The following is a 22,546-nucleotide window of genomic DNA, read 5'->3' as shown; positions in this document are numbered from 1 at the left end:
CCGGTATTTAAACCGGCATCGGACTGGAATCAGGCTCCCCGGATGTACCGCTGTCGACTTAGCCCTTGAACCCGAAAGTTCAAGGTGGAAGATGCAGTAGGCTTTCAGGCTTTCCGTCTAGCGGACATGCACACCAGCCCAACGTGCAACCTCCAGGGTATAGCAAATCGGCTCAGGGACATCGCCAACTGGCAAGCACCCCAGGGAGTGATCAGAGTATACCGCAAGCGGTGACACGAATCAGCCTTTGGTGACATCCGGATCAGTGGCGAGCACCAGATCGACTCGATCGAGCAGGTCGCGCACCTGTTCGCGGGTCGAACCGCTGGCCTGGATGTCCGGTCGCTCTTCCTTGTGCAGCAGGTCGTGGGTGATGTTCAGCGCGGCCATGACGGCGATGCGATCGGCGCCGATGACTTTGCCGCTGCTGCGGATTTCGCGCATCTTGCCGTCCAGGTAGCGGGCGGCGCTCACCAGGTTGCTGCGTTCTTCCTGGGGGCAGATGATCGAATATTCTTTGTCGAGGATCTGCACAGTGACGCTATTGCTTGAACTCATGAGTCTTGCTCCAGGGCCTTGAGGCGCGAAATCATCGATTCGACCTTACGCCGGGCGATTTCGTTTTTTTCAATGAGGTGCGCGCGTTCCTCGCGCCAGGTCTTTTCCTGAGCTAGTAAGAGTCCGTTTTGGCTCTTAAGTTGCTCGACTCGGGTAATCAGCAGTTCGAGTCTGGCCATCAGCGCTTGCAGGTCGGTGTCTTCCATTGTCTTCACTGTCTGATGGGTGATGGACTGTAGGAGCGAACTTGCTCGCGATGAACCAGAGATCGCCGCGGGGTGTCAGGTAACCAACGTTATCGTTGACGACCATCGCGAGCAAGCTCGCTCCTACAGGGGTAGTCGATGTAGGATACAAGGCCTTCATTCTAGACATAGCGCCGTCTGGCGCCTAGCTGCCCATGACCATTCAGAATTCCCCGTACCAAGCCTTCGCCAACCTGCTGACTTCCAGCGGTCATAACGTCTCGCCTGCCGAACTGCACGGCCTGTTGCTCGGCCGTAGCTGCGCCGGCGCCGGTTTCGAGGCCGAAGGCTGGCTGATCGACGCCGCCGAACTGCTCGAAAACGAGCCTCAGGACAACGTTCGCAGCGCCTTGATCGGCCTGCAGGAGATGGTCAAGGGCGAGCTCACCGGCGACGACGTGACCGTGGTCCTGTTGCTGCCGACCGATGACGCCCCGCTCGCCGAGCGTGCCGCGGCACTGGGCCAATGGTGCCAGGGCTTTCTCAGCGGTTTCGGCCTGAACTGCCGCGACAGCAGCAGCCTGAGCCTGGAGGCCACCGAAGTGTTGCAGGACCTTGCAGCCATTTCCCAGGTGCAAGAAGCACTGGAAGAGTCGGACGACGGCGAAAGCGACTATATGGAAGTCATGGAGTACGTGCGCATCGCGCCGTTGCTGCTGTTCTCCGAAACCAAAAAAGACGTGGCGGCTGCCGCCAAGCCGTCGCTGCACTGATCAAAAAGCCAGGGAAAGCCATCTGCCCATGATTCATATCCCGAAAGCGGAATACAGCCGTCGCCGCAAGGCCCTGATGGCGCAGATGGAACCCAACAGCATCGCCATCCTGCCCGCTGCCGCGGTGGCCATTCGCAACCGCGACGTCGAGCACGTCTACCGTCAGGACAGCGACTTCCAGTACCTCAGCGGTTTTCCCGAGCCCCAGGCCGTACTGGTCCTGATGCCGGGACGTGTGCATGGCGAATACATCCTGTTCTGCCGTGAACGCAACGCCGAGCGCGAGTTGTGGGACGGCCTGCGTGCCGGGCAAGAGGGCGCGATTCGCGACTTCGGTGCCGACGACGCCTTCCCCATCACCGATATCGACGACATCCTGCCCGGCCTGATCGAAGGCCGTGACCGGGTGTATTCGGCCATGGGCAGCAACCCGGAGTTCGACCGGCACCTGATGGACTGGATCAACGTGATCCGCTCCAAGGCCAGCCTCGGCGCCCAGCCGCCGAACGAATACGTTGCCCTGGATCATCTGCTGCACGACATGCGCCTGTATAAATCGGCGGCAGAAGTGAAAGTGATGCGCGAAGCCGCACGGATTTCCGCCCAGGCGCACGTGCGCGCGATGCAGGCCAGCCGTGTCGGGCTGCATGAGTTCAGCCTGGAGGCCGAGCTCGATTACGAATTTCGCAAGGGCGGGGCCAAGATGCCCGCCTACGGGTCGATCGTCGCCGCAGGGCGCAACAGCTGCATCCTGCACTACCAGCAGAATGACGCGCTGCTCAAGGACGGCGATCTGGTGCTGATCGACGCCGGGTGCGAGATCGACTGCTACGCCAGCGACATCACCCGTACCTGGCCGGTCAACGGCAAGTATTCCGCGGAACAGAAGGCGATCTACGAGTTGGTGCTGGCGGCCCAGGAAGCGGCATTTGCCGAGATTGCCCCGAACAAGCACTGGAATCAGGCGCACGAAGCCACGGTCCGGGTGATCACTGCGGGTCTGGTCGAGTTGGGCTTGCTGCAAGGCGATGTCGACGAACTGATTGCCAGCGAGGCCTACAAGGCGTTTTACATGCATCGCGCCGGCCATTGGCTGGGCATGGATGTGCACGACGTCGGCGAGTACAAGGTCGGCGGTGAATGGCGCGTGCTGGAAGTCGGCATGGCGCTGACCGTGGAGCCGGGGATTTATATCGCTGCAGACAACCAGAACGTAGCGAAGAAATGGCGCGGCATTGGCGTGCGCATCGAGGACGACGTGGTGGTCACCAAAACCGGCTGTGAAATCCTGACCAAAGGCGTGCCGAAAACGGTCGCCGAAATCGAGGCCCTGATGGCGCAAGCACGGACACAAGCGGCATGAGTCGTTTCAACCTGGCGATTATCGGTGGCGGCCTGGTCGGTGCCAGTCTGGCGTTGGCCTTGCAGGCCGGGGCAAAGGCGCGTGGCTGGAAGATCGTGCTGATCGAACCGTTTGCCCCCGGTGACGCCTATCAACCCAGTTACGACGCGCGTTCCACGGCGTTGTCCTTCGGTGCGCGGCAGATTTACCAGCGCTTGGGCGCCTGGCAGGAAATCTCCCGCCGCGCCGAGCCGATCAAGCAGATCCACGTCTCTGACCGCGGGCGTTTTTCCACGGCGCGACTGTCGGCGATGGAAGAGGGCGTTCCGGCGCTGGGTTACGTGGTGGAAAACGCCTGGCTCGGCCATTGTCTGTGGCAAGGCCTGGACAAGGACGTGATCAGCTGGCGTTGCCCGGCGGAAGTCACGCGCATGGAGCCGCTCACCGACGGCTACCGCCTGACCCTGAGTGATGAAACCTCGTTCGATTGTGATCTCGCGGTGCTCGCCGATGGCGGCCGTTCCGGCCTGCGCGAGCAACTGGGCATCGGCATCAGGAAGCGCCCGTACAACCAGAGCGCGCTGATCGCCAACATCACCCCGAGCGAAGCCCATGAAGGCATGGCGTTCGAGCGCTTCACCGACGATGGCCCGATGGCGTTGCTGCCGTTGCCGGACAACCGCTGTGCGCTGGTCTGGACGCGTCAGGGCATGGATGCGCAACGCCTGGCCGCCCTCGATGAGCGCAGTTTCCTGAGCGAGCTGCAGGGGGTATTCGGTTATCGCCTCGGCACGTTGAAGCAAGTCGGTGTGCGGCACTTGTATCCGCTGGCGCTGGTGGAGGCCGAAGAGCAGGTGCGCTCGCACCTGGTGGTGCTCGGCAATGCGGCCCACAGCCTGCACCCGATTGCCGGCCAGGGCTTCAACCTGTCCCTGCGCGATGCCCAGGCGCTGGCCGATGCACTGCTCGCCAGCGAACAACTGCCGGGCAATTTCGCCACCTTGCAGGATTACCGCGAGCGCCAGCGACTGGACCAGAACCTCACCGTCGGATTCTCCGACCAGGTCACGCGCCTGTTCGGCAGCACCCAGCCCCTGGTATCACTGGGTCGCAACCTGGGCCTGCTCGGCCTGGACCTGCTGCCGCCGGCCAAGCGCTGGTTCGCCCGGCAAGCCATGGGCCTGGGTACCCGTCCTGATGTTTAAGTGGCTGACCCGCCGGTTTGGCAAGGCCCGCCTGATGTGCCGGTTCATGAACCTCTACCCGCCGTACCTTGGGGCCGGGGTTCGGGTACGGCACATCAGCGATGACTTTCGTGACGTCCAGGTGTCCATGGGCCTGAGCTGGTACAACCGCAATTACGTCGGCACGCAGTTCGGCGGCAGCCTGTATTCGATGGTCGACCCGTTCTTCATGTTGATGTTGATGGAGAACCTGGGTCGCGATTACATCGTCTGGGACAAGGCCGCCGACATCGATTTCATCGCGCCGGGCAAAGGCCCGGTGTTTGCCCGTTTCAACATTGACGACACCCTGCTCGACGAGATCCGGCGGCAGACGGCGGATGGCAGGAAGTACCTGCCGCAATTGCAGGTCGATATTCATGACGGCGCCGGTAACCTGGTGGCGCGCGTCGGAAAAACCCTTTACGTGCGGCTCAAGCCGCAAGCGAGACAGGCTTAAAGCATGGAAATGCGCGCAGATCTGCTGATTGTCGGGGCCGGAATGGTCGGCAGCGCCCTGGCGCTGGCGTTGCAGGGCAGCGGGCTGGAAGTCCTGCTGCTCGATGGCAGCCCGATGAGCGTCAAACCCTATGACCCGCAGGCGCCGTTCGAGCCGCGGGTGAGTGCATTGTCCATTGCCAGTCAGCGAATTCTCGAACGCCTGGGTGTCTGGGATGGCATCGCCAGCCGGCGCAGCAGCCCTTACAGCGAGATGCAGGTCTGGGATGGCAGCGGCACAGGGCAAATCCATTTTTCCGCGACGAGTGTGCACGCGGAGGTACTGGGTCATATCGTCGAGAACCGTGTGGTTCAGGACGCTTTGCTCGACCGATTGCACGACTGTGACCTGGGCATGCTGGCCAACGCGCGACTGGAGCAGATGCGCCGCTCCGGCGACGACTGGCTGCTGACCCTGGCCGATGGCCGTACCTTGCGCGCGCCGCTGGTGATCGCGGCGGATGGCGCCAACTCGGCGGTGCGGCGCCTGACCGGTGTCGCCACGCGGGAATGGGATTACCTGCACCACGCCATCGTCACCAGCGTGCGCAGTTCCAAGCCCCATCAAGCGACCGCCTGGCAGCGGTTTACCGACAACGGTCCGCTGGCGTTCCTGCCGCTGGAGCGCGACGGTCAGCAGGATTGGTGCTCGATCGTCTGGTCGACCACTCCTGGCGAAGCCGAACAGCTGATGGCGCTGGATGACGAGGGTTTCTGTCGCGCGCTGGAGCGGGCCTTCGAAGGCCGGCTAGGCAGCGTGCTCAGCGCCGACCCGCGTCTGTGCGTGCCCCTGCGTCAGCGCCATGCCAAGCGTTACGTGGCCGAGGGCCTGGCCCTGATCGGCGACGCGGCGCACACCATTCATCCATTGGCCGGGCAGGGCGTGAACCTCGGTTTCCTCGATGCGGCGGTGCTGGCTGAAGTCCTGTTGCAGGCCAACACGCGTGGCGAGCGCCTGGCGGATGTGAAGGTGTTGAGTCGATATGAGCGTCGGCGCATGCCGCATAACCTGGCGCTGATGGCGGCGATGGAAGGCTTCGAGCGGCTGTTCCAGGCCGATCCATTGCCGGTGCGCTGGTTGCGTAATACCGGGTTGAAGATGGTCGACCGGATGCCCGAGGCCAAGGCGCTGTTCGTGCGTGAGGCGTTGGGATTGATCGGCGACCTGCCGGCCCTCGCCAAGGCCTGACACCTCCCCTATACCCCTGTAGGAGCTGCCGCAGGCTGCGATTTTTTGATCTTGCTCTTTTTAAAAGCAAAATCAAAAGATCGCAGCCTTCGGCAGCTCCTACAGGGATCACAGCAAATTCGCGGACCTGTGCAACATCTGGTAACTCCTCCGCAAACTGTTCGATTGAGAAGGCAAATGTGAGTCCTTATCATTTGCCCTCACTTTTTCAATCGAGAGACCGCTCCCATGTTGGCACCGAAGCGTCTACTGACCGCACTGGCCCTGACTCTGATCGGCAGCACCGCCGCCCAGGCCGCTGACGAGGTAGTGGTCTACTCCTCGCGCATCGACGAACTGATCAAGCCTGTCTTCGATGCCTACACCGCGAAAACCGGGGTCAAGGTGAAGTTCATCACCGACAAGGAAGCGCCGCTGATGCAGCGGATCAAGGCCGAGGGCGAGAACACGCCCGCCGACCTGCTGCTGACCGTCGATGCCGGCAACCTCTGGCAAGCCGAGCAGATGGGCATCCTCCAGCCGTTCACCTCGAAAACCATCGATGCCAACATTCCGCTGCAATACCGCGCGGCCTCCCATGCCTGGACCGGCCTGAGCCTGCGCGCGCGGACCATCGCCTATTCCACCGACCGGGTGAAACCGGGCGAACTGACCACCTACGAAGCGCTGGCCGACAAGAACTGGGAAGGTCGCCTGTGCCTGCGCACGGCGAAGAAGGTCTACAACCAGTCCCTGACCGCCACCATGATCGAAGTGCACGGCGCCGAGAAAACCGAGAAGATCCTCAAGGGCTGGGTCAACAACCTGTCCACTGACGTGTTCTCCGACGACGTGGCGGTGCTCGAGGCCATCAATGCCGGCCAGTGCGACGTCGGCATCGTCAACACCTACTACTACGGCCGCCTGCACAAGCAGAAGCCGGACCTGCCGGTAAAACTGTTCTGGCCGAACCAGGCGGATCGCGGCGTGCACGTCAACCTGTCGGGCATCGGCCTGATCAAAAACGCGCCGCACCCGGAAGCGGCCAAGGCGTTGGTGGAGTGGATGACCACGCCTGAGGCGCAGAAGATCTTCGCCGACGTGAACCAGGAATTCCCGGCCAACCCGACCGTGCAGCCCTCCGCCGAAGTCGCCGCCTGGGGCAAGTTCGTCGCCGATACCCTGCCGGTGGAAGTCGCGGGCAAGCGCCAGGCCGAAGCGATTCGCATGATGGACCGGGCTGGCTGGAACTGACGCCACGGTTTAAAAGCAAAAGATCGCAGCCTTCGGCAGCTCCTACACAGGCCCCCTGTAGGAGCTGCCGGAGGCTGCGATCTTTTTGCGTTTTCCCTACAATTCAGGATTTTGCGAGAACCATCCCTTGGCCCACCCCGCCCAACGCCGCTGGTATCCCCTGGTCTTCGCCATCGCTGCGCTGGTCCTGCTGCCCCTCAGCGTCCTGCTGTTGTCCTGGCAAACCATCGACCAGCAGATCTGGTCCCACCTCTGGGAAACCCAGATGCCGCGCCTGCTGGGCAACACCCTGACCCTGGTACTCGGTGTCGGCGTTGGCGTGACGGTGCTGGGGGTGAGCCTGGCCTGGCTCACCAGCCTCTGCGAATTCCCCGGCCGGCGCTGGCTGGACTGGGCACTGATGCTGCCCTTTGCGATTCCGGCCTACGTGCTGGCGTTCGTCTTTGTCGGGCTGCTGGATTTTGCCGGCCCCGTGCAGACCCTGCTGCGGGAGTGGTTCGGCACTGGCCTGCGATTGCCGCGCGTGCGCTCCACGGGCGGGGTGATCCTGGTCCTGGTGCTGGTCTTCTATCCCTACGTTTACCTGCTGGCCCGCACCGCGTTTCTCGCTCAGGGCAAGGGCTTGATGGAAGCGGCGCGGGTGCTCGGTCAATCCCCATGGCAGGCGTTCTGGCGCGTTGCTATGCCCATGGCGCGTCCCGCCATCGGCGCTGGCGTCGCCTTGGCGCTGATGGAAACCCTGGCGGATTTCGGCGCCGTGTCGGTCTTTAACTTCGACACCTTCACCACCGCCATCTACAAGACCTGGTACGGGTTTTTCAGCCTCTCCAGCGCCGCGCAACTGGCCAGCCTGTTGCTGCTGGTGGTGATGCTCGTACTGTACGGCGAGCGGCGCGCCCGCGGTGCCAACCGGGCGAGCAACGAACGGCCACGGGTCAAGGCGTTGTACCACCTGCGCGGGCTCAAGGCGCTGTTGGCGACAGCCTGGTGCGCGCTGGTGTTCGCCTGCGCCTTCGTCATTCCGATGCTGCAGCTGCTGGTCTGGTTCTGGCAGCGCGGGCGCCTGGACCTGGATGAGCGCTACACCGCGCTGATACTCCACACCTTGTACCTGGGGACGATGGCGGCGTTGATCACCGTCAGTGTCGCCCTGGTCTTGGCGTTTGCCCGGCGGCTGGCGCCCACCCAAGGCATCCGCGCCGGGGTCAGCCTGGCCAACCTTGGCTACGCCTTGCCCGGTTCGGTGTTGGCGGTGTCGATCATGCTGGCGTTCAGTTACCTGGATCGTGAACTGGTGATCCCGCTCTCCGGCTGGTTCGGTGGGGCTGGCAAGCCGTTGCTGCTGGGCAGCCTGCTGGCGTTGCTGCTGGCCTATCTGGTGCGCTTCATCGCCGTGGCTTACGGTCCGCTGGAAAGCAGTCTGGCGCGAATACGGCCATCTTTGCCCGAAGCGGCACGTAGCCTGGGCGTCAGTGGTCCGCGACTGTTTTTCAAAGTGTATCTGCCGTTGCTGCTCCCCGGTTCGTTGAGCGCGGCGTTGCTGGTGTTCGTCGATGTGCTCAAGGAAATGCCCGCGACCCTGCTGATGCGGCCGTTTGGCTGGGATACGCTGGCGGTGAGGATCTTCGAAATGACCAGTGAAGGCGAGTGGGCGAGGGCCTCTTTGCCGGCCTTGACCCTGGTTTTGGTCGGACTGCTACCGGTCATCGGATTGATACGTCGTTCGGCGCATCGAAACAGCTAGGTGCCAGTCCTACACCATGCGGCTACAATGCGCGGCATTCGGTGCGGTCCGTCTGACAGACAAGGTAGTGAAAACGGCTGGAAGCCTCTTATTTCAAGGCGCCCGCAAGCCGCATCACTCGCCCGCACCTTCGCCACGCCCGGAAGGAGAAACCCATGGGACAGCGTACGCCTCTGTATGACCTTCATCTCGCCCTGGGCGCGAAGATGGTCGATTTTGGCGGTTGGGATATGCCTCTGCATTATGGATCCCAGGTCGAGGAGCACCATCAGGTGCGCCGCGATTGCGGTGTTTTTGATGTATCCCACATGACCGTGATCGATGTCGACGGCCCCCAGGCCAAGGCATGGCTTCAGCATTTGCTGACCAACGACGTCGAACGCCTGCACAAACCCGGTTCCGCGTTGTACAGCGCCATGCTCAATGAGCGCGGCGGTATCGTCGACGACATGATCGTCTATCGCCTCGAAAGCGGTTACCGCCTGGTGGTCAACGCCTCCACCCGCGATCAGGACCTGGCGTGGATGCAGGCGCATCTCGACGGTTTCGATGTGCAGCTTAACGAGCGTTCCGAAATGGCCATGCTGGCCATCCAGGGGCCTCATGCCCGGAACAAGATTGCCGAGTTGGTGAACCAGGCACGCGGCACATTGATCCAGCAGCTCAAGCCTTTCGAGGGCAAGCCCGACAGTGACTGGTTCATCGCACGCACCGGCTATACCGGTGAAGACGGCCTGGAAATCATTCTGCCGGCCGACCAGGCACCGGGATTCTTCAACGATCTGGTGGGTGCGGGCATTTCCCCCATTGGCCTGGGCGCGCGTGACACCCTGCGGGTCGAGGCGGGCATGAACCTGTACGGTCAGGACATTCACCAGGACGTTTCCCCGCTGGCCTCCAACATGGCCTGGAGCATCGCCTGGGAGCCGGCCGCTCGCCAGTTCATCGGCCGCACGGCGCTGGAAGCCGAGCGCAGCGGCGGCATACAACACAAGCTGGTCGGTCTGGTCCTCGAGGAGCGCGGGGTTTTGCGCGCTCATCAAGTGGTCCGCATCGCCGATGTTGGCGAAGGGGAGATCACCAGTGGTAGTTTCTCTCCTACGCTTAGCAAGTCGATTGCACTGGCGCGCGTGCCAATGGCCACGGCCGACCGCGCAGAAGTGGAAATCCGTGGCAAGTGGTACCCGGTCCGAGTGGTCAAGCCGACCTTCGTCCGCCATGGCAAAACCTTGATCTAACCTTTTCCGGCGGACCTTGACCGCCGATCATTTACCTGAGGACACAGAACATGAGCGATATCCCTGCCGACCTGCGTTTTGCCGAGAGTCACGAATGGGCTCGCCTGGAAGCCGATGGCACCGTCACCGTGGGCATCAGCGATCACGCGCAGGAAGCGCTGGGTGATGTGGTGTTCGTTGAGCTGACCGAAGTGGGCAATGTGTTTGCCGCTGAAGACCAGGCCGGTGTCGTTGAATCGGTAAAAGCCGCTTCCGACATCTACTCCCCGATTGCCGGTGAAGTGATCGCGGTCAACGAAGCACTGAGCGCTGAACCTGAGTTGCTCAACTCCGACCCGTACGGTGCGTGGATCTTCAAGATCAAGCCAAGCAACGCGGCTGACCTGGAAAAGCTGCTCGATGCAGCGGCTTACAAGGCCGCCATCGGCGAATAAGCCTTCAGCGTTACCCCAAAGCCCCGACCTGTCGGGGCTTTTTTGTACCCTAAAAGATCGCAGCCTTCGGCAGCTCCTACATTGAAATGCGGTCCCCTGTAGGAGCTGCCGAAGGCTGCGATCTTTTGATTTTCAGGGGACTGCTATGCTGGTTTGACCGTGTTGCATCGACGCTGAGCGCCAGTCAAGAGAGAGCCCGTCATGTCCCAGTTGCCGTCCCTGAGCCAGTTACGCGACCCCAATGCCTTCCTTCGCCGCCACCTCGGGCCTGATGCCGCCGAGCAACAGGCGATGCTCGACAGCCTCGGCCTCGGCAGCCGGGTCGAGTTGATCGAGCAGACGGTGCCGCCGGGAATCCGCCTGAACCGGCCACTCGATTTGCCGCCGGCCCTCGACGAAGAAGCCGCGCTGGCCAAGCTGCGCGGTTACGCCGAGCAGAACCAGGTCTGGACCAGCCTGATCGGCATGGGCTATCACGGCACGTTGACGCCGGCCGTCATCCTGCGCAACGTCCTGGAAAATCCCGGCTGGTACACCGCGTATACACCCTACCAACCGGAAATTGCCCAGGGTCGGCTCGAAGCCCTGCTGAATTTCCAGCAATTGACCATCGACCTCACGGGCCTGGAACTGGCCAACGCCTCGCTGCTGGATGAAGCCACTGCGGCGGCGGAAGCCATGGCGCTGGCCAAGCGGGTCGCCAAGTCGAAAAGCAATCTGTTCTTTGTCGACGAACATTGCCATCCGCAGACCATCTCCGTGGTGCAAACCCGCGCTGAAGGCTTCGGCTTCGAGCTGATCGTCGATGCTGTGGATAACTTGAAACAGCACCAGGTGTTCGGTGCGCTGCTGCAATATCCCGACACCCGCGGCGAGATCTGTGACCTGCGTCCGTTGATCGATCATCTGCATGCCCAGCAGGCGCTGGCCTGTGTCGCCACCGATCTGTTGAGCCTGCTGTTGCTGACCCCGCCGGGGGAGCTGGGGGCCGACGTGGTGTTCGGCTCATCCCAGCGTTTCGGCGTGCCCATGGGCTACGGCGGCCCTCATGCGGCGTTTTTTGCCAGCCGTGACGAGTACAAACGAGCGATTCCCGGACGCATCATCGGCGTGTCGAAAGACGCCCGCAGCAACGTTGCCCTGCGCATGGCGCTGCAAACCCGCGAGCAGCATATTCGTCGTGAAAAGGCCAACTCGAACATCTGCACCGCGCAGGTCCTGCTGGCCAATATCGCCAGTTTCTATGCGGTTTATCACGGCCCGGAGGGGCTCAAACGGATCGCCCAGCGCGTGCACCGGCTGACCTGCATCCTTGCCGCCGGCCTTGAGCGCAAGGGCATCACCCGCCTCAACCAACACTTCTTCGACACCTTGACCCTGGAAGTCGGTGGCACCCAGACCGCGATCCTCGAAAGCGCCCAGGCCGCGCAGATCAACCTGCGCATTCTTGGGCGTGGGCAGTTGGCTTTGAGCCTCGACGAAACCTCTGACGAAAGCACGGTGGCGAAACTGTTCGATGTGTTCCTGGGGGCCGATCATGGGCTCAACGTCGACGAACTGGACGCTGAAACCCTGGATGGCGGCATTCCCGACGCGCTCAGGCGAACCTCGCCCTACCTGCGCCACCCGGTGTTCAACGCCCATCACAGCGAAACCGAGATGCTGCGCTACCTCAAGCAACTGGAAAACAAGGACCTGGCGCTCAATCAATCGATGATCCCGCTGGGTTCTTGCACCATGAAGCTCAATGCCACCAGCGAGATGATCCCGATTACCTGGCCGCAGTTCGCCAACCTGCATCCGTTCGCGCCCAAGGAGCAGGCGGTCGGTTACTCATTGATGATCGAAGAACTGGAGCGTTGGCTCTGCGCGATCACCGGTTTCGATGCGATCTGCATGCAGCCCAACTCCGGGGCCCAAGGCGAGTACGCCGGGTTGCTGGCGATCCGCAAGTACCACGAGAGCCGCCAGGAGGGCGGGCGGGATATCTGCCTGATTCCTTCATCGGCCCATGGCACCAACCCGGCCTCGGCGCAAATGGCCGGGATGCGCGTGGTGATTGTCGAGTGCGATGAAGCGGGCAACGTCGATCTCGATGACCTGAAAGACAAAGCCGCCCAAGCCGGGGATAAACTCGCCTGCCTGATGGCGACCTATCCCTCGACCCACGGCGTGTACGAGGAAGGCATCAGCGAAATCTGTGAAGTTATCCACAGCCACGGCGGCCAGGTGTACATGGACGGCGCCAACCTCAATGCCCAGGTTGGCCTCGCGCGCCCGGCGGACATCGGCGCCGATGTGTCACACATGAACCTGCACAAGACCTTCTGCATTCCCCATGGCGGCGGTGGGCCGGGTATGGGGCCGATTGGCGTGCGCGCGCACCTGGCACCCTTCGTGGCCAACCACCCGGTGGTGCCGATCGAAGGGCCGCTGCCGCAGAACGGCGCCGTCAGTGCCGCGCCTTGGGGCAGCGCGAGCATTCTGCCGATCAGCTGGATGTACATCGCCATGATGGGGCCGCAATTGGCCGACGCCAGCGAAGTGGCGATCCTGGCGGCCAATTACCTGGCGCGGCATCTGTCCGGCGCGTTTCCAGTCCTCTACACCGGGCGCAACGAGCGGGTGGCCCACGAATGCATTCTCGACCTGCGACCTCTGAAGGCGCTGACCGGTATCAGCGAAGAAGACGTGGCCAAGCGCCTGATGGACTATGGCTTCCATGCGCCGACCATGTCGTTCCCGGTGCCGGGGACCTTGATGGTCGAGCCCACTGAAAGTGAATCGAAGGCGGAGCTGGACCGCTTCATCGGGGCGATGCTGAGTATCCGCGCGGAGATCACCGAGGTGCAGAACGGCAACTGGCCGGCCGAGGACAACCCTTTGAAACGCGCGCCCCATACGCTGGCGGACATCACTGGGGTATGGGAGCGGCCTTACAGCATTGAGCAAGCGGTCACGCCGGATGCTCACACCAAGGCGCACAAGTACTGGCCGGTGGTGAACCGGGTGGACAACGTCTACGGCGACCGGAATCTGTTTTGTGCGTGTGTGCCGCTGGACGAGTACCGCTGAAAAACACACACCCCTCCTGTAGGAGCTGGCTTGCCAGCGATGGAGTGTCAGTCGACATCAATTTGTCTGACCCACCATCGCTGGCAAGCCAGCTCCTATAGAGGGTTTTGTGTTGGCCATAAAAAATGCCGCTCATGGGAGCGGCATTTTTGTTCAGGCTAAGCTTATTCCGAAGCCACGGCATTCTTCGCCAAAATCGCATTCGCCAGTTCCATGTCCGTAGCCTGCAGCCCCGGGTTGTCGGCGCGAACCTTCTGCATCGCCGCTTCCAGGTACGGGCCGCGGATGCCGCCGTCACTGGCGACAAAGCTGCCGGCATCGTCCTGGGCAGCGACGATCAGCTTGTGATCCTTGAACGTCAGGTAGGTCGAACCGGTGGTTGCACCGGAGGAAATGACGTTACGCCAAAAGCTATCGGCCATCGCCGAACCGACAGGCAGGGACAACAGGGCGATGGTAGCGACAGCAAGTTTGAGACGCATGATGGGTGACTCCACTGATTAACTGCGGTGTTGGATTGTCGTCCCTCAATCGAGTTCCCTCCCGGCCCGGCTACTTCTGCTCGCTCTGCGGCGTCACCCGCAACACCTCCTCGATGGTCGTCAAACCGGCCGCCACTTTCTGTGCACCCGACAGTCGCAGGCTGCGCATGCCTTCCTTGAACGCCTGGCGCCGCACCGCCAGCAAGTCGGTGTCGGGATTGATCAGCGCCTTGAGGCCGTCGCTCAGTTGCATGATTTCGTACACCCCGGCGCGACCGTGATAGCCGGTATCGCGGCATTCCAGGCAGCCAATGGCGCGCTGGGCGTTGCCAGGCAGCGGCGCCTGCCAGGGGCGGGTCAGGGTTTGCCAATCCTCTTCAGCCAAGGCTTGCGGGGCCTTGCAGTGTGGGCACAAGGTGCGCACCAGGCGCTGGGCCATGACGCCGAGCACGGTGGCCTTGATCAGGTAATGCGGCACGCCGAGTTCCAGCAGGCGGCTGATGGCGCTGGGCGCATCGTTGGTGTGCAGCGTCGACAGCACCAGGTGCCCGGTCAGCGCAGCCTGGATGGCCATCTCGGCGGTTTCCAGGTCGCGGATCTCGCCGATCATGATGATGTCCGGGTCTTGCCGCATCAGCGCCCGGACGCCGGCGGCGAAAGTTAGGTCGATGTTGTGCTGGACCTGCATCTGGTTGAACGCCGGCTCGACCATTTCGATCGGGTCTTCGATGGTGCAGAGGTTGACCTCCGGCGTCGCCAGCTTTTTCAACGTGGTGTAGAGCGTGGTGGTCTTGCCCGACCCGGTGGGGCCGGTGACCAGGATGATGCCATTGGGCTGGCCGGTCATGTCCTGCCAGCGTCGCAGGTCGTCGGCGGAAAAACCCAGCTGATCGAAGTCCTTGAGCAGCACCTCCGGGTCGAAGATGCGCATGACCATTTTTTCGCCAAAGGCCGTGGGCAGGGTCGAGAGTCGCAACTCGACTTCGCCGCCCTCCGGGGTCTTGGTTTTCACCCGGCCATCCTGGGGTTTGCGTTTTTCTGCGACGTTCATTCGCCCGAGGCTCTTCAGGCGACTGACGATGGCCATGGTCACCTGAGGCGGGAATTGGTAGACGTTGTGCAGAACCCCGTCGATGCGAAAGCGCACCGTGCCCTGTTCGCGCCGGGGCTCGATGTGGATATCGCTGGCGCGTTGCTGGAAGGCGTACTGGAACAGCCAGTCGACGATATTGACGATGTGCGCGTCGTTGGCATCGGGCTCCTGATCGCTGGCGCCGAGGTTGAGCAACTGTTCGAAGTTGCCCAGGGTGTTGACCTGCTGATCGCCGCTATTCGCGCCGGTGACCGATTTGGCCAGGCGGAAAAACTCCACGCTGAAACGCTGGATGTCCACCGGGTTGGCCACCACGCGCTTGATCGGTAGCTTCAGCACGTGGGTCAGGTCGGCTTCCCAGGCGGTGACGTAGGGCTGGGCGCTGGCGATCGTCACTGCGTCGCGATCGACCGACACCGCGAGGATCTTGTGGCGCTGGGCGAAGGCGTAGGACATCAGCGGCGTCACGGCCGCGACGTTGATTTTCAGCGGGTCGATCCGCAGGTAGGGCTGGCCGGCCTGCTGGGACAACCAAAGGGTCAGGCTTTCAAGGTCCAGGTGCTTGCCGGGACGGCTGAGGTCGTCCAGGTGTTGGCTGGCGATGAACTCCAGTGGGTGCATCTGGCCATGGGCGGCGTGACGGCGTCGGGCATTGAGCGCCTGTTCGGCCGAGTCCTGGCTGACGAAGCCCTGGGCGACCAGTTCACGCAGCACATCATTGAGATCCAGCCAGCGGTCCTGAAAGGCGATTTGTACGGACATGCGGGCTCCTTTGAACGACAGTGCGCAAAGGATAGTCGTGACCCTGCAGGCCGTTGGGCCACTACCCGACGAAGCCGTATCGGGTTTTTTCAGCCGGCTGCCTGGGCCGCTTCAACCCACGCCGAATCAACGCTTTGCAGCTCGACCGAGCAAACGCTGATCAGGTTTCGAAGTTTTTCCGCGATCACCTGGGCGCGATGCCAGCTCAATCCGTCGATGACGATATCGATCGCCAGCAAGTCCTCCTGGCGCTGCACCTGCACCTGTTCTGGTGTCAGGAACTGCAAGGCGAACAGATTGAGCGCACGGCACAGCAGATCTGGCTCGGCTTCGGCCAGCAATTGGTAGTGAACGCGGCAATGGGCGTTGCTGGCACTCCAGGCATCAAAGCGGGTCGGCGAGGTATTTACGGCTTCCAGGTACGGCATGCTCGGTCTCCAAGTTGTTGGAGAAAATTTTTACATTCGCCGCCGGGTATTTCTTATCTATGATTAGGCATATTGCGGCTTTGTTGAATAGTGCAATTCACACAATTATCGGTTGAAGGTTTTTTTATGCACAGCGAGCTGGACAACTACGACCGCAGGATTCTCGCCTTGCTGCAAGAGGATGCTTCGCTCTCGAGCGCGCAGATCGCCGAGCAGGTGGGGCTTTCGCAGTCGCCTTGCTGGCGAAGGATTCAGCGGATGAAGGAGGAGGGGATCATTCGTGGCCAGGTCACCTTGCTCGACCGCAAGAAAATCGGCCTGAACACGCAGATCTTTGCCCAGGTAAAGCTCAACGCCCATGGCCGCTCGAACTTCACCGAATTCACCGAGGCGATTCGAGGGTTTCCGGAGGTGCTGGAGTGTTACGTGCTGATGGGGGCGGTGGATTTCATGCTGCGCATCGTTGCGGCGGACATCGAGGCGTATGAGCGGTTCTTCTTTGAGAAGCTGTCGCTGGTGCCGGGGATACAGGAGGTGAACTCGGTCGTGGCGTTGTCGGAGATCAAGTCGACCACCAGTTTGCCGGTCTGAAATCCATCGCCAGCAGGCTGGCTCCCACATTGGTTTTGTGTACGCCACAAATCCCCAGTGGAAGCCAGCCTGCTGGCGAAAGCGGTATTACAGGCGCAGAAGCATCTTCCAGGCACGATTCTGATAAACCGCGATCGCCTGCTGCTTGCGCGCATCCAGGACTTCATCGGTGATCGGCTCGTTGGCCAATTGCGCCAGTTTGTTCAGCTCGCCATACAGGCGATCCATTTCCGGGATCTCCAGCACGTTGCGTGCGTGATGCAGCCAAACCTGGATGCGTTCGATGCGCGGCAGTTGCTCAGCCAGGTCTTCAGGCTGCTGCTGGTAACGCTGCAATTGCAGCGAAGTGGCTTCTTCGCCCAGCAAACGTGGCAGCCAGCTGCCCAATTGCGCGGCACCCTGGCGGTTGCCGCGGGTGTTGCGGTCGGCGGTCCAGGTGCGGGCCAGCAACCAGCGCGAGGTGTTCAGGGAGAACAGGCCCCAGCGCGGGTCTTCGAGTTCTTCGAGGAACTGCTCCGGCGCGGCCTTGCGCACGTCTTCGTCGTCCAGGCCGGCCTGGACCAGCGGGCGCCAGTCTTCCAGCAAGGCGTCGAGCGCGACGCGCAGATCGTGGGTCGACTGACGTGGCGCGGCTTGGCCGAGGCTGCTGATCAGCGCGCGCATTTCAGCCAGGCTCTCGACCCAGTCCTGCAACAGGCGCCAGTGACCATTGAAGCGATACTGCTCGGCCAGGCGCTGGCTGCTGCCCAGCAAGTGCCAGCTGAGCGCGGCGAAGGCGTCGTCCAGTGGCGTTTCGGCGCTGATCTGCGGTGCCGGCAGGCTCAGCGAGTAGCTGTGGGCGTCGTACAGGCGATAGCCGCGTTCGGCCTTGCTGATGTCGCATGGCATCAGGGCCAGTTTCTCGGCCAGTTCGGCGGCCAGTTCCAGGAGAGCGGCAGGCTCGCCTTCGCGCAATTCCAGTTCCAGTTCGCAGATTTCTTCTTTCTGCTTGCCGACCACCACATGGCCCAGGTCCAGCGCCGCTTCGATGACCACCTTGGTCTTGCCACGGCCCCAGGCGATTTCCGCGCGCTCGCGGACGAAATCGGTGGTGAAGATGGCTTTCAGGGTTTTCTTGTCCAGTTCAGCCAGCTCTTCGGGCCAGCATTCACCGTCGAGTTTTTTCAGATCGAGCTTGGCCTTGGGCAGGTTCCAGTCGTACTCGTTACGTACGGACAGGCCGGCGACGCTCTGGCCGCGGGTCTTGAGGGTCTGGATCACTTCTTCGCCATCCTTGCGCAGGCGCAGGGCGACTTTGGCCCGGGCCAGGTCTCGCTCCGGGGTGTCGAAGTACTGATTCATCAACTCACGGCGTTCCCAGCCACTTTTGTTGCGTTTTTTCAGTAACGGGTGCTCGCGCAGGGCGGCGAGGGTTTCGCGGCTGACGCGGAGTTTGATTTCGGTTTCTTTCTGCATGGCCGGAAAATCCAGGATCGGGAGCGCAGCCGGGGGAAAAGGTGGCTGCCAAGGCCGTGCAGTGTACAGGACTCGACCTGCCTACGCCGCGCGACGGTTTATTCCTGTCACCGGATGGCTCTATGATGGACTTCAATCCGGGAGTTGGAGTCAGCGATGCCTTTGCCGTCCATGAAAGATCAGTTCGCTGCGCTGATCGCTGCACCATCCGTCAGCTGCACCCAGGCAAGCCTCGATCAATCCAATCGTCCGGTGATCGACCTGCTGGCCGCCTGGCTCGGCGACCTGGGCTTTGCCTGCGACATCCAGCAGGTCAGCCCCGGCAAATTCAACCTGCTCGCCAGTTTTGGCAGCGGGCCCGGCGGGCTGGTGCTCGCCGGTCACAGCGATACGGTGCCGTTCGATGGCGCGCTGTGGCAGACCGACCCGCTGAAGCTGACGGAAGTCGACGGCCGCTGGGTCGGCCTGGGCAGTTGCGACATGAAGGGCTTTTTCGCCCTGGCCATCGAAGCCGTCAAGCCGCTGCTCGACCAACCGTTCAAGCAGCCGCTGCTGATCCTGGCCACCTGCGATGAAGAAAGCTCGATGTCCGGCGCCCGGGCGCTGGCCGAGGCGGGGCGCCCGCTGGGGCGTGCGGCGGTGATCGGCGAGCCGACCGGGCTCAAGCCGATCCGCATGCACAAAGGCATCATGATGGAGCGCATCGATATCCTTGGGCAAAGCGGCCACTCCTCGGACCCGCGCCTGGGTCACAGCGCGCTCGAGGCCATGCACGATGCCATCGGCGAACTGCGCGGCCTGCGCCTGCTGTGGCAGCGCGAATTCCGTAATCCGCAGTTCAGCGTGCCGATGCCGACCATGAACTTCGGCTGCATCCATGGTGGCGACAACCCCAACCGTATCTGCGGCCAGTGTTCGCTGGAATTCGATCTGCGGCCGTTGCCGGGGATGGATCCCAAAGTCCTGCGTGCCGAGATTCTGCAGAAGCTCAAGCCGATTGCCGAACGCCATCAGGTCAAGATCGATTACGCACCGCTGTTCCCCGCCGTGCCGCCTTTCGAACAGGCTGAGGATGCGGAACTGGTGCGCATTGCCGAAAAGCTCACCGGCCATGCCGCCGAAGCAGTGGCATTCGGCACCGAAGCGCCTTATCTTCAGCGCCTTGGCTGCGAAACACTGGTGCTCGGCCCGGGCGATATCGCCTGCGCCCACCAACCGGGGGAATTCCTCGAAATGTCACGTTTGCAGCCTACGGTGCATCTATTACGTCAGTTGATTGAACATTACTGCCTGACGCCGGCCAAAGAACTGGCGTCTGTCGGTTGAACGCAAGCCCTTGTAGGAGCTGCCGAAGGCTGCGATCTTTTGATCTTGCTTGTAAAACAAAGATCAAAAGATCGCAGCCTTCGGCAGCTCCTACAGGGGTTCTCGATTAATTTGTCAGGTTCAAAACCCGTATTCATGAGGAGAGCGCGCGTGTCGCCAAGCCTGTTCCGACGATAACCATCAGCCCGCTGTGCGTTTTACTGTTTCGCCCTTTTTTCGGCTGCTATTTATTACAGGCCCAGGTTCATGCCCGAATACGTCAATTGGCTTCGTCATGCTTCGCCCTACATCAACGCCCACCGCGATTGCACCTTTGTCGTCATGCTGCCCGGCGACGGCGTTGAACATCCGAACTTCGGCAACATCGTCCACGACCTGGTGCTGTTGCACAGCCTCGGCGTGCGCCTGGTGCTGGTGCACGGTTCGCGCCCGCAAATCGAAGCACGCCTCGAGGCTCGCGGCCTGACCCCGCATTACCACCACGGCATGCGCATCACCGATGCCGCGACCCTGGAGTGCGTGATCGATGCGGTCGGTCAACTGCGCATCGCCATCGAAGCGCGCCTGTCCATGGACATGGCGTCGTCGCCGATGCAGGGCTCGCGCTTGCGGGTGGCCAGCGGCAACCTGGTGACTGCACGGCCGATCGGCGTGCTGGAAGGTGTCGACTATCACCACACCGGTGAAGTGCGTCGGGTTGATCGCAAGGGCATCAATCGCCTGCTGGACGAACGCTCCATCGTGCTCCTGTCGCCGCTGGGCTACTCGCCGACCGGTGAAATTTTCAACCTCGCCTGTGAAGACGTCGCTACGCGCGCGGCCATTGACCTGGGCGCGGACAAGCTGCTGCTGTTTGGCGCCGACCTTGGCCTGATCGATGAACACGGCCGGCTGGTCCGCGAGCTGCGTCCGCAACAGGTGCCGGCGCATCTGCAGCGCCTGGGCAGCAACTACCAGGCCGAGCTGCTCGATGCCGCCGCTGAAGCCTGCCGTGGCGGCGTGGCCCGCAGCCATATCGTCAGCTACGCCGAAGACGGTGCGCTGCTGACCGAGCTGTTCACCCGGGACGGTGGCGGCACGCTGGTGGCCCAGGAGCAATTCGAGGTGGTGCGCGAAGCGGCCATCGAAGACGTCGGCGGCTTGCTGGACCTGATCAGCCCGCTGGAAGAGCAGGGCATTCTGGTACGCCGCTCGCGCGAAGTGCTCGAGCGGGAGATCGAGCAGTTCAGCGTGGTGGAGCGTGAGGGCATGATTATCGCCTGTGCGGCGCTGTACCAGATCGCCGATTCCGATGCCGGGGAGCTGGCGTGCCTGGCGGTGAATCCGGAGTACCGCCATGGCGGTCGCGGTGATGAACTGCTCGAGCGCATTGAAACCCGCGCCCGGGCCCAAGGGTTAAAAACCCTGTTCGTGCTCACCACGCGCACGGCGCACTGGTTCCGCGAGCGCGGCTTCGTGCCGAGCAGCGTCGATCGCCTGCCATCGGCGCGGGCGTCGCTGTACAACTATCAGCGCAATTCGAAGATCTTCGAAAAAGCCCTGTAACCACGATACGGTCTCTGTAGGAGCCAGCAAGCCGGCTCCTACAGATCGGCTTCACTCTGCTACAAATTTCGCGCTGACATACGGCGAATAGTCCGGCAGTACTGTCTCGACTTTCCCCTGTTCCTTCAAGAATTTCGCCGTCTCGCCAATCGCCTGCGCCGTACCGCCGGCCAGCAAGGCGCCGGTCTGTTGTGCCTTGGCATCCGGGAACGCGGAACCGGCCAGCAGCTCCGGTACGTCGGCGGCGTTGGCACCGGTCAGTTTGGCGATTTTCTGCACCGGCACCGAATCGGCGGTCCAGCTGTCCTTGTGTGCCGCATAGTCGGCAAATGAGTCCAGGGTGACCTTGGCGAAGCGGGCGATGACCTCCGGGTGTTTCTCGGCGTAATCCTTGCGCGCGACCCACACTTCGAAGGTCGGTGCACCCCATTGGCCGACCTGCGCGGCATCGGTCAAGGTCTTGCCAGTCTTGCGAATTTCCCCCAGGGCGGGCGACCAGACGAACGCGCCGTCGATGTCTCCGCGCTTCCACGCGGCGGCAATTTCCGCCGGTTGCAGGTTCACCACTTTGACTTTCGACGCATCCAGGCCCCAGTGCTTCAACGCACCCAACAGGCTGTAGTGGGACGTGGAAACGAACGGGGTGGCGATGGTCTTGCCGATCAGATCTTCCGGTTTATCGATGCCACTGCCGTTGCGCACCACCAAGGCCTCGGCGGCATTGATCTGCGCGGAAACGAGGAAGGCGACGATCGGCAGGTTGCGCGAGGCCGCGGCGGCCAGTGGGCTGGAGCCGAGGTTGCCGATCTGCACATCACCGGAGGCGATGGCGGTGACCACTTCCGGGCCACTGTTGAAACGTCGCCAGTCGATTTTCTCGCCAATGGTTTTTTCGTAAAGGCCATCGGCCTGCGGGACTTTGCTGGGGTCGATACCGGTCTGGTAGCCAACCGTGAGGTTCGCCGCATGGGCGGAAAAAGAAAAAATCAACGATACACAAACTGTAACAAATGGTCGGGATAGTGCGCGCTTGGTCGTCATGGCGTCGGCCTTTTCGATAGGTTTGTGGCGGAATTGCTACTAAACCTAATCGATCTAAAAAACGCCTAATAAATACCCTTTAGGAATTAGCTTATGAGTCAGCCGCTCTATCCTGAGGTAGGCAAGACGGTGAGCTAAATTCCTAAAGGGTATGAGAAAAGAATTTATCCGTTCTTTTCAGGTTTATGACGAACTCATGACCCTGCATGGACCAAAAAACCGGTGATTAGACTATGGTCGTAGACACACATAGTTACGATTGACTTGTGAGTCACGCTGCGGCGCTAATCGCGAATCTTAGGATCAGGGGCAATTGACCCCCGGCCAGGAA

20 protein-coding genes and 1 other RNA gene are annotated in these 22,546 nt (G+C 61.9%); 13 read left to right on the top strand and 8 right to left on the bottom strand.

Going from position 1 to position 22,546, the window contains the following annotated elements; translation table 11 throughout:
• Positions 1-31 precede the first annotated feature (31 nt).
• The 3 genes from ssrS to NPS56_RS04545 all read right to left on the bottom strand — a co-directional run bounded on the left by ssrS (position 32) and on the right by NPS56_RS04545 (position 764).
• A non-coding RNA gene (gene ssrS / locus NPS56_RS04555) (6S RNA) lies at positions 32-210 on the bottom strand.
• A 30-nt stretch (positions 211-240) separates the two neighbouring features.
• Positions 241-558, bottom strand: a complete 318-nt coding sequence (locus tag NPS56_RS04550; RefSeq protein ID WP_008055229.1) for a cell division protein ZapA — start codon at positions 556-558, stop codon at positions 241-243.
• Positions 555-764, bottom strand: a complete 210-nt coding sequence (locus NPS56_RS04545; RefSeq protein ID WP_007982902.1) for a TIGR02449 family protein — start codon at positions 762-764, stop codon at positions 555-557. Before NPS56_RS04545 ends, NPS56_RS04550 begins: the two co-directional genes overlap by 4 nt.
• Positions 765-958: 194 nt before the next feature.
• Here NPS56_RS04545 and NPS56_RS04535 point away from each other — a divergent pair, with 194 nt between their 5' ends.
• From NPS56_RS04535 to gcvP, 10 genes are all read left to right on the top strand, one after another.
• Positions 959-1,516, top strand: coding sequence for a YecA family protein (locus NPS56_RS04535; protein WP_274073650.1), 558 nt, complete (start codon positions 959-961; stop codon positions 1,514-1,516).
• 28 nt (positions 1,517-1,544) lie between these two features.
• Positions 1,545-2,879, top strand: coding sequence for a Xaa-Pro aminopeptidase (pepP, locus tag NPS56_RS04530; RefSeq protein WP_274073649.1), 1,335 nt, complete (start codon positions 1,545-1,547; stop codon positions 2,877-2,879).
• A complete protein-coding gene (ubiH, locus tag NPS56_RS04525) occupies positions 2,876-4,063 on the top strand; it encodes a 2-octaprenyl-6-methoxyphenyl hydroxylase (RefSeq protein WP_274073648.1) in 1,188 nt (395 codons plus the stop codon). The genes pepP and ubiH overlap by 4 nt, the downstream gene beginning before the upstream one ends.
• Positions 4,056-4,541, top strand: coding sequence for a DUF4442 domain-containing protein (locus NPS56_RS04520; RefSeq protein ID WP_274073647.1), 486 nt, complete (start codon positions 4,056-4,058; stop codon positions 4,539-4,541). The genes ubiH and NPS56_RS04520 overlap by 8 nt, the downstream gene beginning before the upstream one ends.
• A gap of 9 nt (positions 4,542-4,550) precedes the next feature.
• Entirely contained in the window at positions 4,551-5,768 is a 1,218-nt protein-coding gene (locus NPS56_RS04515; protein WP_274073868.1) for a 2-octaprenyl-3-methyl-6-methoxy-1,4-benzoquinol hydroxylase, read from the top strand.
• Between the two features lie 228 nt (positions 5,769-5,996).
• Complete coding sequence (locus NPS56_RS04510) at positions 5,997-7,001, top strand: extracellular solute-binding protein (protein WP_274073646.1); 1,005 nt, start codon at positions 5,997-5,999, stop codon at positions 6,999-7,001.
• 127 nt (positions 7,002-7,128) lie between these two features.
• The gene (locus NPS56_RS04505; RefSeq protein ID WP_274073645.1) at positions 7,129-8,745 is read left to right on the top strand and encodes an ABC transporter permease; all 1,617 of its coding nucleotides are present in this window, start codon (positions 7,129-7,131) and stop codon (positions 8,743-8,745) included.
• Positions 8,746-8,900: 155 nt separating this feature from the next.
• Positions 8,901-9,983: a glycine cleavage system aminomethyltransferase GcvT gene (gene gcvT, locus NPS56_RS04500; RefSeq protein ID WP_274073644.1), complete on the top strand. Its 1,083-nt coding sequence runs from the start codon at positions 8,901-8,903 to the stop codon at positions 9,981-9,983.
• 50 nt (positions 9,984-10,033) lie between these two features.
• The gene (gene gcvH / locus NPS56_RS04495; RefSeq protein ID WP_274073643.1) at positions 10,034-10,417 is read left to right on the top strand and encodes a glycine cleavage system protein GcvH; all 384 of its coding nucleotides are present in this window, start codon (positions 10,034-10,036) and stop codon (positions 10,415-10,417) included.
• A 201-nt stretch (positions 10,418-10,618) separates the two neighbouring features.
• Complete coding sequence (gcvP, locus tag NPS56_RS04490) at positions 10,619-13,492, top strand: aminomethyl-transferring glycine dehydrogenase (protein WP_274073642.1); 2,874 nt, start codon at positions 10,619-10,621, stop codon at positions 13,490-13,492.
• Between the two features lie 164 nt (positions 13,493-13,656).
• On the opposite strand, the gene NPS56_RS04485 is transcribed toward gcvP, so the two are convergent.
• The 3 genes from NPS56_RS04485 to NPS56_RS04475 all read right to left on the bottom strand — a co-directional run bounded on the left by NPS56_RS04485 (position 13,657) and on the right by NPS56_RS04475 (position 16,257).
• A complete protein-coding gene (locus NPS56_RS04485) occupies positions 13,657-13,977 on the bottom strand; it encodes a DUF2388 domain-containing protein (RefSeq protein ID WP_169857239.1) in 321 nt (106 codons plus the stop codon).
• Positions 13,978-14,044: 67 nt separating this feature from the next.
• Complete coding sequence (locus tag NPS56_RS04480; RefSeq protein ID WP_274073641.1) at positions 14,045-15,829, bottom strand: GspE/PulE family protein; 1,785 nt, start codon at positions 15,827-15,829, stop codon at positions 14,045-14,047.
• 89 nt (positions 15,830-15,918) lie between these two features.
• Positions 15,919-16,257: a hypothetical protein gene (locus NPS56_RS04475; RefSeq protein ID WP_274073640.1), complete on the bottom strand. Its 339-nt coding sequence runs from the start codon at positions 16,255-16,257 to the stop codon at positions 15,919-15,921.
• A gap of 126 nt (positions 16,258-16,383) precedes the next feature.
• On the opposite strand from NPS56_RS04475, the gene NPS56_RS04470 reads away from it, so the two are divergent.
• Positions 16,384-16,848 (top strand): Lrp/AsnC family transcriptional regulator, encoded by a 465-nt coding sequence (locus NPS56_RS04470; protein WP_274073639.1) that lies wholly within the window; start codon positions 16,384-16,386, stop codon positions 16,846-16,848.
• Between the two features lie 87 nt (positions 16,849-16,935).
• Here NPS56_RS04470 and NPS56_RS04465 read toward each other — a convergent pair whose 3' ends face one another.
• Positions 16,936-18,303 carry an inorganic triphosphatase gene (locus tag NPS56_RS04465; protein WP_274073638.1) on the bottom strand — a complete coding sequence of 456 codons (1,368 nt, stop codon included), beginning with the start codon at positions 18,301-18,303 and terminating at the stop codon, positions 16,936-16,938.
• 156 nt (positions 18,304-18,459) lie between these two features.
• On the opposite strand from NPS56_RS04465, the gene argE reads away from it, so the two are divergent.
• Both argE and argA read left to right on the top strand, forming a co-directional pair.
• On the top strand, positions 18,460-19,629 hold the full coding sequence (argE, locus tag NPS56_RS04460) for an acetylornithine deacetylase (RefSeq protein WP_274073637.1): 1,170 nt from the start codon (positions 18,460-18,462) through the stop codon (positions 19,627-19,629).
• Positions 19,630-19,875: 246 nt separating this feature from the next.
• Entirely contained in the window at positions 19,876-21,174 is a 1,299-nt protein-coding gene (gene argA / locus NPS56_RS04455) for an amino-acid N-acetyltransferase (RefSeq protein ID WP_008064942.1), read from the top strand.
• A gap of 51 nt (positions 21,175-21,225) precedes the next feature.
• Here argA and tauA read toward each other — a convergent pair whose 3' ends face one another.
• A complete protein-coding gene (gene tauA / locus NPS56_RS04450) occupies positions 21,226-22,215 on the bottom strand; it encodes a taurine ABC transporter substrate-binding protein (protein ID WP_274073636.1) in 990 nt (329 codons plus the stop codon).
• Positions 22,216-22,546: the final 331 nt, after the last annotated feature.

It is taken from the genome of Pseudomonas putida (genome assembly GCF_028682635.1).
GTDB classification, from domain to species: Bacteria; Pseudomonadota; Gammaproteobacteria; order Pseudomonadales; family Pseudomonadaceae; genus Aquipseudomonas; species Aquipseudomonas putida_AE.
Note: the sequence above shows the minus strand (reverse complement) of the source record. Positions and strands in the feature narration are given on the sequence as shown.

What these genes read in the sequence shown, in the direction of transcription:
- tauA (WP_274073636.1), bottom strand. Translation starts at nt 22,215, where the DNA reads ATGACGACCAAGCGCGCACTATCCCGACCATTTGTTACAGTTTGTGTA.
- NPS56_RS04515 (WP_274073868.1), top strand. Translation starts at nt 4,551, where the DNA reads ATGCGCGCAGATCTGCTGATTGTCGGGGCCGGAATGGTCGGCAGCGCC.
- pepP (WP_274073649.1), top strand. Translation starts at nt 1,545, where the DNA reads ATGATTCATATCCCGAAAGCGGAATACAGCCGTCGCCGCAAGGCCCTG.
- NPS56_RS04520 (WP_274073647.1), top strand. Translation starts at nt 4,056, where the DNA reads ATGTTTAAGTGGCTGACCCGCCGGTTTGGCAAGGCCCGCCTGATGTGC.
- NPS56_RS04465 (WP_274073638.1), bottom strand. Translation starts at nt 18,303, where the DNA reads ATGCAGAAAGAAACCGAAATCAAACTCCGCGTCAGCCGCGAAACCCTC.
- NPS56_RS04475 (WP_274073640.1), bottom strand. Translation starts at nt 16,257, where the DNA reads ATGCCGTACCTGGAAGCCGTAAATACCTCGCCGACCCGCTTTGATGCC.
- NPS56_RS04480 (WP_274073641.1), bottom strand. Translation starts at nt 15,829, where the DNA reads ATGTCCGTACAAATCGCCTTTCAGGACCGCTGGCTGGATCTCAATGAT.
- NPS56_RS04470 (WP_274073639.1), top strand. Translation starts at nt 16,384, where the DNA reads ATGCACAGCGAGCTGGACAACTACGACCGCAGGATTCTCGCCTTGCTG.
- NPS56_RS04550 (WP_008055229.1), bottom strand. Translation starts at nt 558, where the DNA reads ATGAGTTCAAGCAATAGCGTCACTGTGCAGATCCTCGACAAAGAATAT.
- gcvH (WP_274073643.1), top strand. Translation starts at nt 10,034, where the DNA reads ATGAGCGATATCCCTGCCGACCTGCGTTTTGCCGAGAGTCACGAATGG.
- NPS56_RS04510 (WP_274073646.1), top strand. Translation starts at nt 5,997, where the DNA reads ATGTTGGCACCGAAGCGTCTACTGACCGCACTGGCCCTGACTCTGATC.
- gcvT (WP_274073644.1), top strand. Translation starts at nt 8,901, where the DNA reads ATGGGACAGCGTACGCCTCTGTATGACCTTCATCTCGCCCTGGGCGCG.
- NPS56_RS04535 (WP_274073650.1), top strand. Translation starts at nt 959, where the DNA reads ATGACCATTCAGAATTCCCCGTACCAAGCCTTCGCCAACCTGCTGACT.
- argE (WP_274073637.1), top strand. Translation starts at nt 18,460, where the DNA reads ATGCCTTTGCCGTCCATGAAAGATCAGTTCGCTGCGCTGATCGCTGCA.
- argA (WP_008064942.1), top strand. Translation starts at nt 19,876, where the DNA reads ATGCCCGAATACGTCAATTGGCTTCGTCATGCTTCGCCCTACATCAAC.
- ubiH (WP_274073648.1), top strand. Translation starts at nt 2,876, where the DNA reads ATGAGTCGTTTCAACCTGGCGATTATCGGTGGCGGCCTGGTCGGTGCC.
- gcvP (WP_274073642.1), top strand. Translation starts at nt 10,619, where the DNA reads ATGTCCCAGTTGCCGTCCCTGAGCCAGTTACGCGACCCCAATGCCTTC.
- NPS56_RS04545 (WP_007982902.1), bottom strand. Translation starts at nt 764, where the DNA reads ATGGAAGACACCGACCTGCAAGCGCTGATGGCCAGACTCGAACTGCTG.